The 14,169-nt window shown below is 69.0% G+C and carries 16 protein-coding genes; 8 read left to right on the forward strand and 8 right to left on the reverse strand.

Features of this window, described 5'->3' with window-relative positions; genetic code table 11:
* Nucleotides 1-255: 255 nt before the first annotated feature.
* Entirely contained in the window at nt 256-1,482 is a 1,227-nt protein-coding gene (locus AC5E6L_RS00610) for an argininosuccinate synthase (protein ID WP_491770541.1), read from the reverse strand.
* A 261-nt stretch (nt 1,483-1,743) separates the two neighbouring features.
* Between AC5E6L_RS00610 and AC5E6L_RS00615 the strand changes: the two genes are divergently transcribed.
* The 5 genes from AC5E6L_RS00615 (at nt 1,744) to AC5E6L_RS00635 (ending at nt 5,728) form a co-directional block, all read left to right on the forward strand.
* Complete coding sequence (locus tag AC5E6L_RS00615) at nt 1,744-2,391, forward strand: LysE family translocator (protein ID WP_491770594.1); 648 nt, start codon at nt 1,744-1,746, stop codon at nt 2,389-2,391.
* Nucleotides 2,392-2,484: 93 nt separating this feature from the next.
* Nucleotides 2,485-3,144, forward strand: a complete 660-nt coding sequence (gene ftsE / locus AC5E6L_RS00620; RefSeq protein WP_491230539.1) for a cell division ATP-binding protein FtsE — start codon at nt 2,485-2,487, stop codon at nt 3,142-3,144.
* A complete protein-coding gene (locus AC5E6L_RS00625; protein ID WP_491230538.1) occupies nt 3,141-4,109 on the forward strand; it encodes a cell division protein FtsX in 969 nt (322 codons plus the stop codon). Before ftsE ends, AC5E6L_RS00625 begins: the two co-directional genes overlap by 4 nt.
* Before the next feature lie 100 nt (nt 4,110-4,209).
* A complete protein-coding gene (locus AC5E6L_RS00630) occupies nt 4,210-4,857 on the forward strand; it encodes a YdcF family protein (protein WP_491770544.1) in 648 nt (215 codons plus the stop codon).
* 124 nt (nt 4,858-4,981) lie between these two features.
* Nucleotides 4,982-5,728, forward strand: coding sequence for a lysophospholipid acyltransferase family protein (locus AC5E6L_RS00635; protein WP_491770596.1), 747 nt, complete (start codon nt 4,982-4,984; stop codon nt 5,726-5,728).
* Here AC5E6L_RS00635 and AC5E6L_RS00640 read toward each other — a convergent pair.
* Complete coding sequence (locus AC5E6L_RS00640; RefSeq protein WP_491770546.1) at nt 5,709-6,236, reverse strand: gamma-glutamylcyclotransferase; 528 nt, start codon at nt 6,234-6,236, stop codon at nt 5,709-5,711. The genes AC5E6L_RS00635 and AC5E6L_RS00640 overlap by 20 nt on opposite strands.
* 33 nt (nt 6,237-6,269) lie before the next feature.
* Here AC5E6L_RS00640 and AC5E6L_RS00645 point away from each other — a divergent pair, with 33 nt between their 5' ends.
* Nucleotides 6,270-7,307 (forward strand): DUF2125 domain-containing protein, encoded by a 1,038-nt coding sequence (locus tag AC5E6L_RS00645; RefSeq protein WP_491770548.1) that lies wholly within the window; start codon nt 6,270-6,272, stop codon nt 7,305-7,307.
* On the opposite strand, the gene AC5E6L_RS00650 is transcribed toward AC5E6L_RS00645, so the two are convergent.
* Genes AC5E6L_RS00650 through AC5E6L_RS00665 form a run of 4 tightly spaced genes read right to left on the reverse strand, consistent with a single transcriptional unit; the run spans nt 7,302 to nt 10,942 of the window.
* A complete protein-coding gene (locus AC5E6L_RS00650; protein WP_491770598.1) occupies nt 7,302-8,222 on the reverse strand; it encodes a prephenate/arogenate dehydrogenase family protein in 921 nt (306 codons plus the stop codon). The genes AC5E6L_RS00645 and AC5E6L_RS00650 overlap by 6 nt on opposite strands.
* 14 nt (nt 8,223-8,236) lie before the next feature.
* A complete protein-coding gene (gene hisC / locus AC5E6L_RS00655; protein ID WP_491770550.1) occupies nt 8,237-9,346 on the reverse strand; it encodes a histidinol-phosphate transaminase in 1,110 nt (369 codons plus the stop codon).
* On the reverse strand, nt 9,343-10,131 hold the full coding sequence (locus AC5E6L_RS00660) for a chorismate mutase (RefSeq protein WP_491770552.1): 789 nt from the start codon (nt 10,129-10,131) through the stop codon (nt 9,343-9,345). Before AC5E6L_RS00660 ends, hisC begins: the two co-directional genes overlap by 4 nt.
* A gap of 28 nt (nt 10,132-10,159) precedes the next feature.
* Nucleotides 10,160-10,942, reverse strand: a complete 783-nt coding sequence (locus AC5E6L_RS00665) for a class I SAM-dependent methyltransferase (RefSeq protein ID WP_491229621.1) — start codon at nt 10,940-10,942, stop codon at nt 10,160-10,162.
* Nucleotides 10,943-11,022: 80 nt separating this feature from the next.
* On the opposite strand from AC5E6L_RS00665, the gene gloB reads away from it, so the two are divergent.
* Complete coding sequence (gene gloB, locus AC5E6L_RS00670; protein ID WP_491770554.1) at nt 11,023-11,787, forward strand: hydroxyacylglutathione hydrolase; 765 nt, start codon at nt 11,023-11,025, stop codon at nt 11,785-11,787.
* 70 nt (nt 11,788-11,857) lie between these two features.
* Here the strand turns inward: gloB and yddG are convergent, their stop codons facing one another.
* Nucleotides 11,858-12,778, reverse strand: a complete 921-nt coding sequence (gene yddG / locus AC5E6L_RS00675; RefSeq protein ID WP_491229619.1) for an aromatic amino acid exporter YddG — start codon at nt 12,776-12,778, stop codon at nt 11,858-11,860.
* A 23-nt stretch (nt 12,779-12,801) separates the two neighbouring features.
* Nucleotides 12,802-13,581, reverse strand: coding sequence for a DUF3108 domain-containing protein (locus tag AC5E6L_RS00680; RefSeq protein WP_491770556.1), 780 nt, complete (start codon nt 13,579-13,581; stop codon nt 12,802-12,804).
* 254 nt (nt 13,582-13,835) lie between these two features.
* Between AC5E6L_RS00680 and rpmB the strand changes: the two genes are divergently transcribed.
* The gene (gene rpmB, locus AC5E6L_RS00685) at nt 13,836-14,132 is read left to right on the forward strand and encodes a 50S ribosomal protein L28 (RefSeq protein WP_491229617.1); all 297 of its coding nucleotides are present in this window, start codon (nt 13,836-13,838) and stop codon (nt 14,130-14,132) included.
* Nucleotides 14,133-14,169 lie beyond the last annotated feature (37 nt).

A 14,169-nucleotide genomic window follows, 5' to 3' on the forward strand; every position in this document is an offset into this window, starting at 1 on the left:
GCATCAGCGTATAGGTGTCCGAGCCGACCGGGCCCGTGGCGATCGTCAGCACATCGGGCGCGCGGTCGCGGGCGATCCACTGCCAGACCAGCACGAGGGCGACGGCCATAATCAGGACCGTGAGCACGGCCCCCGAGCGGGCAAAGAGCGCGCGCCGCGAGCGCACATTGGGGCGGCCGGGCGCGGCTGTCGCCCCCGTTCGCCGGCTTCGGCGGTCGCCGGACCTGCCTTCGGCCATCGTCGTCGGCCTTCCCGTCAGCGCCTGCGGTCGCGCGCGGCCAGCGTGCGCAGCCGCAACGCGTTCAGGCGAATGAAGCCGGCCGCGTCCTTCTGGTCGTAGGCGCCGCGATCGTCCTCGAAGGTGACCAGCGCGTCGTCATAGAGCGATGCGTCCGACTTGCGGCCGGTGACGATCACATTGCCCTTGTAAAGCTTGAGACGAACGGTTCCCTCTACGCGCGCCTGACTTTCGTCGACCGCCGCCTGCAGCATGCGCCGCTCGGGCGAGAACCACAAACCGTTGTAGATCAGCTCCGCGTAGCGCGGCATCAATTCGTCCTTGAGGTGCGCCGCCCCGCGATCGAGCGTGACGGATTCGATGGCCCGGTGCGCGGCCAGAAGGATGGTACCGCCGGGGGTCTCGTAGACGCCGCGCGACTTCATGCCCACGAAGCGGTTCTCGACGAGGTCGAGCCGGCCGATGCCATTGTCGCGCCCCAGATCGTTGAGCGCGGCGAGAAGGGTCGCCGGGCTCATCGCCGTGCCGTCGAGCGCCACGGCGTCGCCCTTGTCGAAGGTGATCTCGATATCGGTCGGTGTGTCGGGCGCGTCCATCGGGGAGACCGTGCGCATATGGACATATTCCGGCGGTGCCGCCCACGGGTCTTCCAGTACCTTGCCCTCGGAGGAGGAGTGCAGAAGGTTGGCGTCGACGGAGAAGGGCGCTTCGCCCCGCTTGTCCTTGGGCACGGGAATCTGGTGTTTCTCGGCGAAGTCGACCAGATCGGTGCGCGACTTGAAGTCCCAGTCGCGCCAGGGCGCGATCACCTTGATGTCGGGATTGAGCGCGTAGGCGCTCAGCTCGAACCGCACCTGATCGTTGCCCTTGCCGGTGGCTCCGTGCGCGATCGCATCGCCGCCCGTCTCGGCGGCGATCTCGACCAGGCGCTTGGCGATCAGCGGCCGGGCGATCGAGGTGCCGAGCAGGTAGACGCCCTCATAGACCGCATTGGCCCGGAACATGGGAAAGACGAAGTCGCGCACGAACTCCTCGCGCAGATCCTCGATGTAGATCTCGCCGATGCCCAGCATCTGCGCCTTGCGGCGGGCCGGTTCGAGTTCGTCGCCCTGGCCGAGGTCGGCGGTGAAGGTGACGACTTCGGCGCCCAGTTCGGTTTGCAGCCATTTGAGGATGATGGACGTGTCAAGGCCGCCCGAATAGGCCAGCACCACTTTCTTGATGTCGTTGCGTTCGATGGGCATGCGGTTTCCGTCTGCGAGGGTGTTTTGCCGGCGCGCACCATATTGGGTTTCCGCCAGGGCGCAAGGCGGCCCAAGGGCTTTGAGGCAGCGGTCCGGTCCCGCGACCGGCGCGCGGCGTTTCATCGAAGGGGCATTCGGAGATGGCGCGGTGCGGCCCGACGGCAGGAACGGGGTTGCTCCGAAGGCCGAACGGGTCTTGAGTGCCCACGGCCGGCCAGCGGCCCGCGGACATGCCGCCGCGCCGAAGCGATGGAGTGAATGATGACGCAGTTCGTGCCCGATGCGGCGATTCTGGCCCAGTTCGCGCTCGCCGCCGCGATCCTGGCCGTCACGCCGGGCCCGGACATGGCGCTCTATATGGGCCGGGCGATCACCCATTCGCGGATGGTCGGCCTTGCCTGCTTCGCCGGCGCGGTCACCGGCGTCCTGGTCCACACCATGCTGGTCGCGCTCGGCCTTTCGGCTCTGCTGGTGGCCGCGCCAGCCGCCTTCATGGGGCTGAAGATCGTCGGCGCCGCCTATCTGGCGTGGCTGGGCTGGCAGGCGATCCGTCATGGTTCGTCCTTTGCGCCGCGCACGGGCAGTACGGAGCGGGCGGACTCGCTTTGGGGGCACTATCTGACCGGCATCGGCATCAACATCCTCAACCCCAAGGTGGCCCTTTTCTTCCTGACGTTCCTGCCGCAGTTCGTGTCGGCCGCCGATCCGAACGCGTCGGGCAAGCTGGTCTTTCTGGGGATCTTCTTCCTGGTCGTGGCGATCCCGATCATCCTGCCGATGATCGCCGCCGCCGACATGTTCGCCTCGGCGTTGCGGACCCGGCCGCGACTGACCCGCGCGCTCGACTGGATGTTCGCGGGCGTCTTCGGCGCCTTCGCGGTGAAAATCCTGACGGCGCAGACGCGCTGACGCGGGCGGGCGGCATCACGCCCGGTTTGCAAGGGCCGCCGCGCGCTTTATTGCTGTGGCCCTGTCCAAACGGCGATTCGCGGGCGGTGCGCCTTGATCAGGTTCGACAATGTGGGGTTGCGCTACGGGCTGGAGCCGGAGGTCCTGTCCGACGTCTCGTTCCACATTCCGGCGCAATCGTTTCAGTTCCTGACCGGCCCCTCCGGCGCCGGCAAGACCTCGCTGCTGCGGCTTTTGTTCATGTCGCTGCGTCCGACACGGGGCCAGATCACCGTATTCGACCGGGACGTGCTGACGCTCGATCGCGGGGAGCTGCCGCTTCTGCGCCGCCGCATCGGCGTCGTCTTTCAGGATTTTCGCCTGCTCAACCACATGACCATCTTCGAAAATGTCGCGCTCCCGCTCCGGGTGCGCGGCAAGGAGGCCGCAAGCTACCGGCGCGACGTCTCCGAACTGCTCGACTGGGTCGGCCTGGGCGACAAGCTTCACGCGCTGCCCCCGGTCCTTTCGGGGGGCGAGAAGCAGCGTGTGGCGATCGCCCGCGCCCTGATCGACCAGCCCGAGATCCTGCTCGCCGACGAGCCGACCGGCAATGTCGATCCGCCCATGGCGCACCGCCTCTTGCGGTTGTTCATCGAGTTGAACCGTTCCGGCACGGCGGTGGTCATCGCGACCCACGATCTGGGCCTGATGGATCAGGTCGACGCGCGGCGGATGATCCTGTCGAACGGCCAGCTGGAGATGTTCGGATGAGCGCCCGATACCCCGTGCCTGCCGAACACGCCGCCCCGCCCCTGCCGCCTGCGAGCCCGATCGTGCCGCCGGGCAGCATAGCCGGCCAGGCGATGGCGCTGGTCGTTGCGATCATGTCGTTTCTGGCCTGCCTGACGGTGGGCGCGGTCTCTCTGGTGGGCCAGAGCGCGGCCACCTGGCAAAGCCAGATCTCGCGCGAGGCGACCGTGCAGATCAGGCCCGCGCGCGGCTTCGAGATCGAAACGGCGCTGGTCGAGGCGCGGGCGATCGCCGCCAGCTTCGACGGCGTGCGCTCGGCGCGGATCATCGAACCCGAGGAAACGCTCGCGCTGCTCGAACCCTGGCTCGGCAGCGCCCTGGGGCTCGATGCGCTTCCCGTGCCGCGCCTTGTCGTCATCACGATCGACGAGACGGCGCCGCCCGATTTCGCCGCCATGCGCGGGGCGATCGCCGAGGCCATTCCGAACGCCACGCTCGACGATCATCGCGCCTGGGTCGGCCGGCTCGTGGCCATGGCCCGCACGACGACGCTGGCGGGCTTCGCCGTCCTGGCGCTCGTGCTCGCCGCGCTGGTGATGACGGTCGTGTTTGCCACGCGCGGCGCGCTGGCCGGCAATCACGAGGCGATCGAGGTTCTGCATTTCGTGGGCGCAAGGGCCGGCTTCATCGCGCGCCAGTTCGAGCGCCGCTTCCTCATGATCGGGCTGGTCGGCGCGACCGCCGGCGGCGCGCTGGCCGTGCTCGCCTTCGTTGCGGCGGGCCTGTGGGCGGGTCGCAATCTGACCAGCGCCGAGAGCGAGCAATTGTCGGCCTTCTTCGGCGATTTCGCGATCGGGCCGCCGGTCTATCTGGGCGTGGTCCTGGTGATCGGGCTGGTCGGCGTGCTGACCATGGTGACGACGCGAATCACCGTGCTGCGCCTTCTGTTCGAGATCGACGAGAAGCGCGCCGATCCCTCGCTGTGATCCCCGGCGGCACCAAGCCGGCGCCGTCTACGGCGCTCTGCCGCCGGAAGGCGCATGCCCGACCTATCAAGCGCCAAGATTGGGCGCTATCAATCGCCGGATGACACGCCAAGCCGATCGCACCGCCCATGCCGGCACGTCTCCGGGCCACCGTGGCCCGGCGGTCCGGCTCGGCATGGCGCTGTCGTTCGTGCTGATCGCGGCGGCAGCCTTTCTGGTCACCGGCTTTGCCGGCTTCGTTGCGCAGGTGGCGAGCCAGGCACGCACGGTGGGCGGGGCGGCGTCGGCCGACGGCATCGTCGTTTTGACGGGCGGGCGGGCCAGGCTCGACGCCGCGGTGACGCTGCTGCGTGACGGCCGCGGCGAGCGGCTGCTCGTCAGCGGCGTGCATGCCGAACTCGGCGAAGGCGCGCTGCGGCGCGCGCTGGGCGTCAGCGCGGGCCTTTACGCCTGCTGCATCGACATCGATCGCGACGCGCTCGATACGGCCGGCAATGCGCGCGGCAGCGCCGCCTGGGCCGAGCGCAACGGCTATGCGAGCCTGATCGTCGTCACCAACGACTATCACGTGCCGCGCGCAATGCTTGAAATGCGCCGCGCCATGCCCGATCGCGCGTTGACGGCCCATCCGGTGATCAGCGCCAAGCCGAAGGCGGCGAGCCTGGACACAGCGTTCGACCGCTACCGCGTGCTGGCGGGCGAATACGGCAAATATCTGATCGCCCAGGCCCGGAGCCTTTCCAATTAGGGTCCGGTCGCGATAAGGGAGCCTCCGCTTGCCGGGGCGATCCCGGTTCCGCAAGGTTCAGCCCGTGCTCGTTCTCCGGTCGCTTCTGTTCAACCTGGCCTTCTACGCCAACAATGTCGTCCAGATGATCGTCTGGACGCCGTTCTATTTCTTCGGCCCGCGCCGCTTCGCCTGGCGGATCGTACGGTTCTGGTCGCGTTCGCACCTGTGGCTGATGAAGGTCATCGCGGGCACGGACCATCTGGTGCGCGGCACCGACAAGCTCCCGCAAGGGGGCTGTATCATCGCCCCCAAGCACCAGTCGGCATGGGACACGATCGCCTTCCTGCCCTGGTGGCCAGACCCGATCTACATTCTGAAGAGGGAGTTGATGTGGGTGCCGCTGTTCGGGTGGTACATCGCGCGCATGAAGATGATCGCCATCGACCGCGGCAATCGCGAGCAGGCGATCAAGGCGATCAATACCGGCGCCCAGGTGGCCGTCGCCGAGGGCCGTCAGATCATCATCTACCCCGAGGGCACACGCCGTCCGCCCGGCGCCGAACCGGCCTACAAGACCGGCATCGTCCATCTGTATGAGAGGCTGAACGTGCCGGTGGTGCCGATCGCCCATGTGGCGGGCCTTTACTGGCCGCGCCGCCGGTTCCTGCGCCATCCCGGCCTGATCGAGGTGGAGGTGCTGGACCCGATCGAGCCGGGCCTGTCGCGCGCCGACTTCATGGCGGAGCTGGAGCGCCGCACCGAGCGGGCCTGCGACCGCCTCCTGCTGCGCGCCGCCGAAAGCCCCGATGCACCGCCATTGCCGCCCGAGGCCGCCGCGCGCCTGGCCGTTCTGCGTGCCGGCGGGGGCGTTACGCCGGACGCCGCGTGATGCCGGCGGCGACCGCCTCCAGCCAGCGGTCGCGAATGCCCAGCCCGTGCAGGTGCGCGACGGTGTTCAGAACATAATCCTCGTTCGGGCCGGCCCGGCCGACCGCGCCGCATACGCGCTCCACCGCCGTCTGCACGCTCAGGCGGCCGGCATATTGTTCATGGTTCCGGTCCACGACATAGGTGACCGCCTCGGTCGCCTGGCCGTCGGACAGCACGATGCGGCTGCGCCGCTCCTTGTATACATGGGTGATCAGTTCGCGCGCGCGCAGATAGGCCATCACCCCGGTCTCGTCCGCCGGATCGACGCGGAAGGCGACGCCGACGCAGGCGCCGCCGCGATCGAGGCCCATGACGAGGCCGGGCCGGGCGCGCGTGCCGCGATGCTCGAACGAATGGATGCACAGGCTGCGGTGGAAACCGGACAGCCGCGCCCGGCGGCGCTCGACGAAGGCGAAGCCCGGGCGCCACATCAATGACGCATAGCCGAATATCCACAATTGGTTCATAAGCGCCAAACCCGGAAGGAAGGGTGAGCTAGCATGACCGAGCCGACAAAAAAACCGTCCCAAAAACCGTCCCAAAAACCGTCCTACGACGCCGCAAGGCGCATCCGCCGGCTGATGATCGCGGTGGTTGCCGCCGTCGCCGTCTATTCCGCCGGCTGGTTCTGGGCGGCGGGGCGGGTCGGCGCGGCGGTCGACGACATCGAGGCCGGCAATGGCGGTGCCATCGCCTGGTCCTGTCCGGGCCAGTCCGTGCGCGGATTTCCGCTGCGCATCGGCGTTTATTGCGACAGGCTTGAAATGGCCTTGTCCGACGGACGGTACGCCGTGTCCGGCGGCGCTGTCCGCTCCTCGGCGGTGGTCCACAGCCCGCGCCGGATCGTCGCCGCGTTCGAGGCGCCGGTCGTCGTGCGCGATAGGGCGGCCGGCAGGCGCTACGCGCTCGACTGGCAACGGGCGCGGTCCAACCTGGTCACCGCGCCCACCGCCGCGCGCATGGCCGGGTTCGAAGCCGAGCGCGCAACGCTCGCCATGGACGGGCTCGGGACCATCGCGGCGGCCGATCGCCTCGGCATCTATCTGCGCGAGCGGGGGGGCGCGCTCGACATCGCGGTCAGGCCCCGCGGCCTTTCGGTCGATCCGGCGCTGACGCTCGGCCGGCGCCTGCCGGCGGTCGGCCTCGACATCGATGTCCGGCTGGAAGACTGGAAGGCGAACTGGTCCGGGACGCCGGCGCGCGGCGGCGGGATCGTCAACCGGCTGGCGCTTCTTCTGACCGACGATCGGGGCATCATCGTCCAAGGCCCGTTCTCGCTGTCGCCGGAGGGCCGGATCAGCGGCGAATTCGACGTGCGCATCGTCGACGTGTCCGGCACGATCGAAACGGTCCGCGCCGCCTTTCCCTTGCTTGCGCCGCAATTGGAGGCGCTGGCCGCCGCGACCTCCCGGCAGGAGGGTCAGCCAGAGGACGAACTGTCCCTGTCGCTGACCGTGCGCGAGGGCCGCGTGTTCGCCGGCATCGTCCCGCTCGGGCGCATTCCGCCCCTGCCTGCGGGCGGTCCGTTCGGCCTATGAGCCGCCGCGCCGCGCCGCCTGGCGCCCGAAATCGGGCACCCCGACATCCTGGCCGGCCTCGATGATCGACGTGCGGATCGCGCGGGTGCGGGCGAACAGGTCGAACAGCTTGTCGCCGTCTTCCCAGCGGATCGCCCGCTGCATCGAGGCGAGGTCCTCGGAGAAGCGCGCCAGCATCTCCAGGATCGCCTCCTTGTTGTGCAGGCACACGTCGCGCCACATGGTCGGGTCGGACGCAGCCAGGCGCGTGAAGTCGCGAAAGCCCGAAGCGGAATATTTGATCACCTCCGATTCGGTGACGGCCTCAAGGTCGGACGCGGTTCCGACAATGTTGTAGCTGATCAGTTGCGGCAGGTGCGAGACCACCGCCAGAACCCGGTCGTGATGGTCCGGGTCCATCTCGTCGACGTCCGAGCCGCAGGCGCGCCAGAACGCCTTGAGGCGTTCGAGCGCATCGGGATCGGTTCCCGGCAACGGCGTCAGGATGCACCAGCGATCCTCGAACAGGGACGCAAAGCCGGCGTCGGGGCCGGAATATTCGGTGCCGGCGATCGGATGGCCGGGGATGAAATGCACGCCTTCGGGCATATGGGGCGCCATCTGGTCGATCACCGAGCGCTTGGTCGAGCCGACATCGGTGACGATCGCGCCGGGCTTGAGCGCGCCGCCGACCGCTTCGGCGACCGCGCCGGACGCGCCCACCGGAACCGAGACGATGACGAGATCGGCGTCGCGCGCCGCTTCGGTGGGGTCGTGCGCATAGCTGTCGCCAAGGCCCAGTTCCTCGGCACGCGCGAGCGTTTCGGCGCTGCGCGTCGAGACGGCGACATGGCCGGCCAGCCCCTGGCGGCGGACGACACGCGCCAGCGACGAGCCGATCAGGCCGATCCCGACCAGGGCGATGCGGCCGAACATGGGCGTCCGCTCGCTCATCGGCGCATGAAGGCGGCCAGCGCTTCGATGACGCCCTCGTTGGCCGCGTCCGTGCCGATCGTCATGCGCAGCGCGTTCGGCAGGCCGTAGGGCGCGACCTGGCGCAGCACGAAGCCGCGCGCGACCAGATGGCGGTCGGCGGCGGCGGCGGACCTCGCCCCGTCGCCGTCGGGAAAGTGAATCAGCACGAAATTGCCGACCGAGGGCGTGACTTCGAGGCCAAGCGCCGTGAGGGCTTCGGTCAGGCGCGGCAGCCATGCGTCATTGTGCGCGATGGCCCTGTCGACATGGGCGCGGTCGCGGATCGCGGCGGCGGCGGCGGCGATCGCCGGCGCGTTGACGTTGAACGGGCCGCGCACGCGGTTGAGCGCGTCGACCACTTCGGCCGGCCCGTACAGCCAGCCGATGCGCAGCGCGGCCAGACCGTGGATCTTGGAAAATGTCCGGGTCATGACGACGTTGCGGTTGGCCGAGACCAGTTCGATGCCCGAGGCGTAATCGTTGCGACGGACATATTCGGCATAGGCCGCATCGAGCACCAGCAGCACGCGCGGCGGCAGGCCGGCATGCAGCCGGCGCACCTCGGCGTCGGTCATATAGGTGCCGGTCGGGTTGTTCGGATTGGCCAGAAAGACGATCCTGGTCCGTTCGGTGACGGCATCGAGGATCGCCTCGACATCGGCGCGGTGGTCGGTCTCGGGCGCGACGACCGGCGTGCCGCCGGCGGCGAGAATTTGGATCCTGTAGACGAGGAATCCATGCTCGGTGAAGATGCCTTCGTCGCCGGGGCCCAGATAGGTGGATGCGAGCAGCCCGAGCAGTTCGTCCGATCCGTTCGAGCAGACGATGTTGTCGGGGTTCAGGCCGTGGACCTCCGCAATGGCTTGGCGCAGGGCGTGCGCCGAGCCGTCCGGATAGGCGTCCAGCCGGCCGACGGCCGCCTTGCAAGCCTCGATCGCCGCCGGGCTCGGCCCGATCGGGGTTTCGTTGGACGACAGCTTATGCAGCCTGACGCCCGGCGGCGCCTTGTCGCGGCCGGGCACGTAGGCGGCGATCTCCATCACACCGGCGTTGGGCGCGGGCGCGGTCGTGGCAGGCGTGGTCATCTGTCGACGTCCTCGTCTTGCGATGGCGCGAAATAGCCCCCGGCGGCACGGATGTCGAGTAGGCCCTGCGGCGCGGTTCCGCCCGCCGGAATCGCGATCAGGGCGCGGCCGTTCCCGACGCCGGGATGGACGACATGGCCGCCGGTCCAGCCGGCAAGCGCGCCTTCCGCCTCTTCGAGGCCCGTATAGAGCCTGACATCGAACGGGACGGGGTCGGACAGGGGCGGGGCGAGCACGAAGGCATCCGTCGTCTCGAAGGGCGAACCGGTCACCGGCAGGCGCGCCATCACCGAAAGGCCCGCGGCCGCATCGATGTCGCGCCACCACTCGCCCGCATCGCGCAACGGCACGACCGCCAACGCGTTCCGTTCCGCGCTTGCCGCGGCCATGGCGCTTGCGGCATCGGCGTGCGGCACCAGTTCGACGGTGAAGCCGAAATGGTAGCGCGCCATGTCGCGCAGGACGCAAGGGGACGGACCCTGCGCCAGATGAACCCGATAGGGCGCCTGCATGTGGGTGAAGGTCGAGATGATCTCGCGCCAGACATGCACGATCATCGACAAGGGCACCGAGCCCGCGTGCCGGCCGGCCATGACCTTCATCATCTGCGCCTCGCGGCCGGGCCGGAAGGCGGCGCCGCGCGCCCGGTCGGCGCCCTTGATGCGGATCAGTTCGTCGATCACGCCCGCGCGCTGCATCAGCAGCGCGTGCATCGATTCGTCGATCGCGTCGATCTTGGCGCGCAGTTCCGTCAGGCGCTGCGGGTTGGGGGGCGTTTCGGCCATGGCGTGATCACTCGGGCGTGTCGCCTCGTCATAGGCGCATGGACGTGCGAATGCAAAGTCGCCGCCCGCTCGCCGGCGCGCGCCCCGCGACCGTACCCTGGGGCGCGAGCGCGGGTACGAAGACGCGTCGCGACTGGCGTTCGGCGACAGGCAGGCCCTGATAGAGGCGCTTTTGCGCCTCGACGACGATCACGCCGCCGAACAGGGGCCACAGGCGCAGCCCCCATTCCTCAAGCCGCGACGACAGGCGCAACGACAAAAGGCGCCGCGAAGGCGGAAAGAACAGCGCCTCGGTCTCCGACGTCATGGTGAAATTGGTCTCCCGGAGGAGCTTGATGAGCTGGCCGCGCGAAAACGGCCGGCCATTGCCGAACGGGGTGTGTTCGATGCGCGCCCACACGCCACGGCGGTTGGGCACGACGATGACGAGCCGGCCGTTGGGGGCGAGCACGCGCCAAAGCTCCATCAGGGTTTCGCGCGGGTTTTCGGCGAATTCGAGCGCGTGCACGAGCAGCAGCCGGTCCACCGAGGAATCGGGCAGGGGAAGCTCTTCGTCGAACACGAGCGCGGTGCGTGACGGGCCGGTGCGCGGCCAGCGCGCGGCGCCCTGCGCGGCGGGCACCAGGCACAGCGTGCGCTCGGTGTCGGGCTCGAACCGGTCGAGCCATGGTCGCGCATGGCCCAGCCCGACCAGCCGTTCGTTGGGCAGCGGGTGCCAGATCCGGGACAGGGCAAGGCCGATCGCGCCGCGGGCGCGCTTGCCGAGCGCGGAATGGTAGAAGGCGCGCAGTTCGACAATGTCGGTGTGCATCGGAGACGCCCTATGGTTGACGCGGCGCCACAAAACCGCATTTGTGCGCCAAGGGCAATGCGGTGCGGGAGTGCGGGCCGATGATCGAGATCGAACAGTTCCCTTGCCGGTCGGACAATTTCGGCGTGCTCGTGCACGATGCCGGAAGCGGACGCACGGTCGCCATCGACGCGCCCGAGGCGGCGGCCGTCGAAGCGGCGCTGCGACGGCGCCGCTGGCGCCTGACCGACATTCTGGTCACACACAAGCATCTCGACCATATAGAGGGGCTCGGGGCGCTCAGGGACGCCCATGGCTGCACGGTCGCGGGGCCGAAGGCGGAAGCCGACGCGATCGGACTGCTGGACGAGACGCTTGTCGAAGGCGCCGCCTATAGCGCCGGCGGGCTCGCCTTCGAAGTGATCGAAACGCCGGGGCACACGCTGGGGCAGATCAACTATCACTGCCCGGCCGCAAGGGCCCTTTTTGCCGGCGACACGCTGTTTTCGATGGGGTGCGGGCGCCTGTTCGAGGGAAGTGCCGCCGACATGCACGCCTCGCTCGCAAAGCTCGGGCGCCTGCCGGGCGATACGCTGCTCTATTGCGGCCACGAATACACCAAGGCGAACGCCGCGTTCGCGCTTTCGGTCGATCCGGGCAATGCCGCGCTCGCCGCGCGCGCGGCCGAGGTGGACGCGCTGCGCGCCGACGGCAAGCCGACGCTGCCGGTCCCGCTCGCGCGCGAGTTTAAGACCAACCCGTTCCTGCGTACGAACGATCCGGCGATCCGTGCCCGCCTGGGCATGGAAGACGCGGACGATGTCGCCGTCTTCGCCGAACTGCGTGCCCGCAAGGACCGGTTCTGAGGTCGTCAGAAGGCACGCAGTATCGGCGCCCGCGCGGCGATGCGAGGGCCGCCCGGATCGCCGGGCGCGTTCAAGGCCGGGCCCGCAGGGCCGGCAGCGCGGCCAGGAACGCGCCGGCCGTGATCAGCGCGCAGGCGGCGAGCACGGCCCAGCCCGCCTCGGCGCGTCCGGCGGCGATCAGGATGAGCGTTGAGAGCAGCGGAGCCGCATAGCTCGACGTGCCGACGAGCTGGATATCGCCATGTTTGACGCCATGGTCCCACACATAAAAGGCGGCGCCCACCGGCAGCAGGCCAAGGCCGATCACCGCGGCCCATTGCAGGCCCGACAGCGGCCAGACCACGTGTCCAGCTTCGAACAGCAGGACGCACAGGGCCGACAGAGCGGTCGCCACCGCGCAAAAGCCGATCACCGCCGACGTCGGGACGGTGGCGAACCGGCGTGCCAGCAGAGAATAGGACGACCATGTGAAGGCGGCCGCCAGCGCCAGCGCATAGCCCTGCGCATGGGCCGGATCGATCACCGGCCCCTGGCCGCGCGTGACGATCAATGCCGCGCCGGCAAAGCCGCACAATGCGCCCAGCACGTGCGGACGGCGCAGCTTCTCGCCGGGCAACAGCGCGCTGCCGACGACGATCAGGAGCGGCCACAGATAGGCGACCAGGCTCGCCTCGACGGCCGGCGCGTTCTTGAGCGCGGCGAAATAGAGCGCATGATAGCCGAACAGGCCCAGCGCGCCGAGCAGCCAGGCGAACCCTTCGCCGCCCGCCGGCCGCAGGGAGGGCCGGTCGCCATGGCAGGCCCACCAGACAAGACCGACGAGCGTGCCGATGGCAAAGCCGAGCGTGGCCGTCTGGAACGGCGGCATGGCCCCGGTCGCATCGGTCAGAAGCGCCAGAAACGCCCACATGATCACGGCGGCAAAGCCGGCAAGCGTTGCGCGGTTGCGCCGCCGCGCGGTCGCCCGACCGGTGTGGATGCTGGTCGCCATGGTCGCCCTTTCGGGCCGGCCGCTCAGTTTGTCAATTGCTCGAAACGGATGGCGGTGACGTGGACCGTGATGCCCTCATAGGTAAGGCGCGCCTTGACGGGGGCGAACAGGCCCGTTTGGCCGACCGGGGCGAAGCTGATCTCGATCCGCCCATCGTCGCGCATCGCATTGATCTCGCGCTTGGAGCTGTTGAAGCCGGCGATCGGCACGAACCGGGCGCGACAGGTGACGGCATCGCCCCTGTAGCCCCGGGCGGAAAAGGGGATCGTGCGCAGGTGGCTGAGCCTGAGGTCGGCGCGCAGCGCGCCGGAAAAGGTGCGGATCGTGCGGCGGCACACCGCGCCCATGGAGCGCGCCGGCACGAGCATGGCGCCGATCGGGTCGAGCACATCGACGAGCTGGGCGCCCGGCACGTCGATCCAGTCCTCATCGCGGGTGACGGCCGGCCGGTTGCTGACCTCGGTCACGCGGCCGCCGGAGAAGGCGATGACGGTCTTCTTGTCCCTGCCGCCGTCGGTATAGCGCACCTTGAAGCTCAGCGGGGCGACCGCGCCCTCGTCGATCCTGCCCGTGGCGGTCACGGTGCCGCTGGTCGTGGTGAACAGGCGTGCGATGCCGCGGGCGCGCATGGACCCGTTCACGGTGTAGCTCGACCCGTCGATGACCGATTCGAAACGGGTCGAGGCGATGCGGAGCCCGAAGGCGGAGATCATATATTCGGAACGGTAGCCGTTCGCTTCGGCCGGTGTCGCGATGGCGGCGGCGAGGAGCGCGGCCGATGCGGCCAGGATGGCGCGTCGCATGGATGTCGTCCTGATCAAATCGTCCCCTTCTCCGGGTAGACGGCAAATGGGCCGTTTGTGTGGAGCGTCCGGCGCGGCGCGGCCGACCGGGCATCGACCCGCACCATTGACGCGGTGGCGCGCAGTCACTATAGAGCGGCGACTTTTCCGCAATGCGCCAGGTCCATTGCCGAGTCCGGGGTTCCGGTTTGGCCACGATGGTTCGCTCGCGCCGGCGGAGCGAACCCGATCGAACACGCTTGAAGGTGAACGCCATGTCGCGCGCATGCGAACTGACCAACAAGGCGGTCATGGCCGGCAACAATGTCAGCCACGCCAACAACAAGACCCGGCGCCGTTTCCTGCCCAATCTGTGCCAGGTGACGCTGATGAGCGAAACGCTGGGCGAGAAGTTCCGGCTGCGCGTTTCGGCCTCGGCGCTGCGCTCGGTCGAGCATCGTGGCGGCCTCGACGCCTATCTGGCCAAGGCCAAGGCCACCGAACTGTCGCAGCGCGCGCGCCTGATCAAGCGCCGCATCGCCCAGAAACAGGCCGAAGCCGCCGGGGCTTGATCCCGATTTCGCCGCCGGCCCGGAAACGGGTCGGTCC

This window comes from Roseitalea sp., assembly GCF_984466335.1.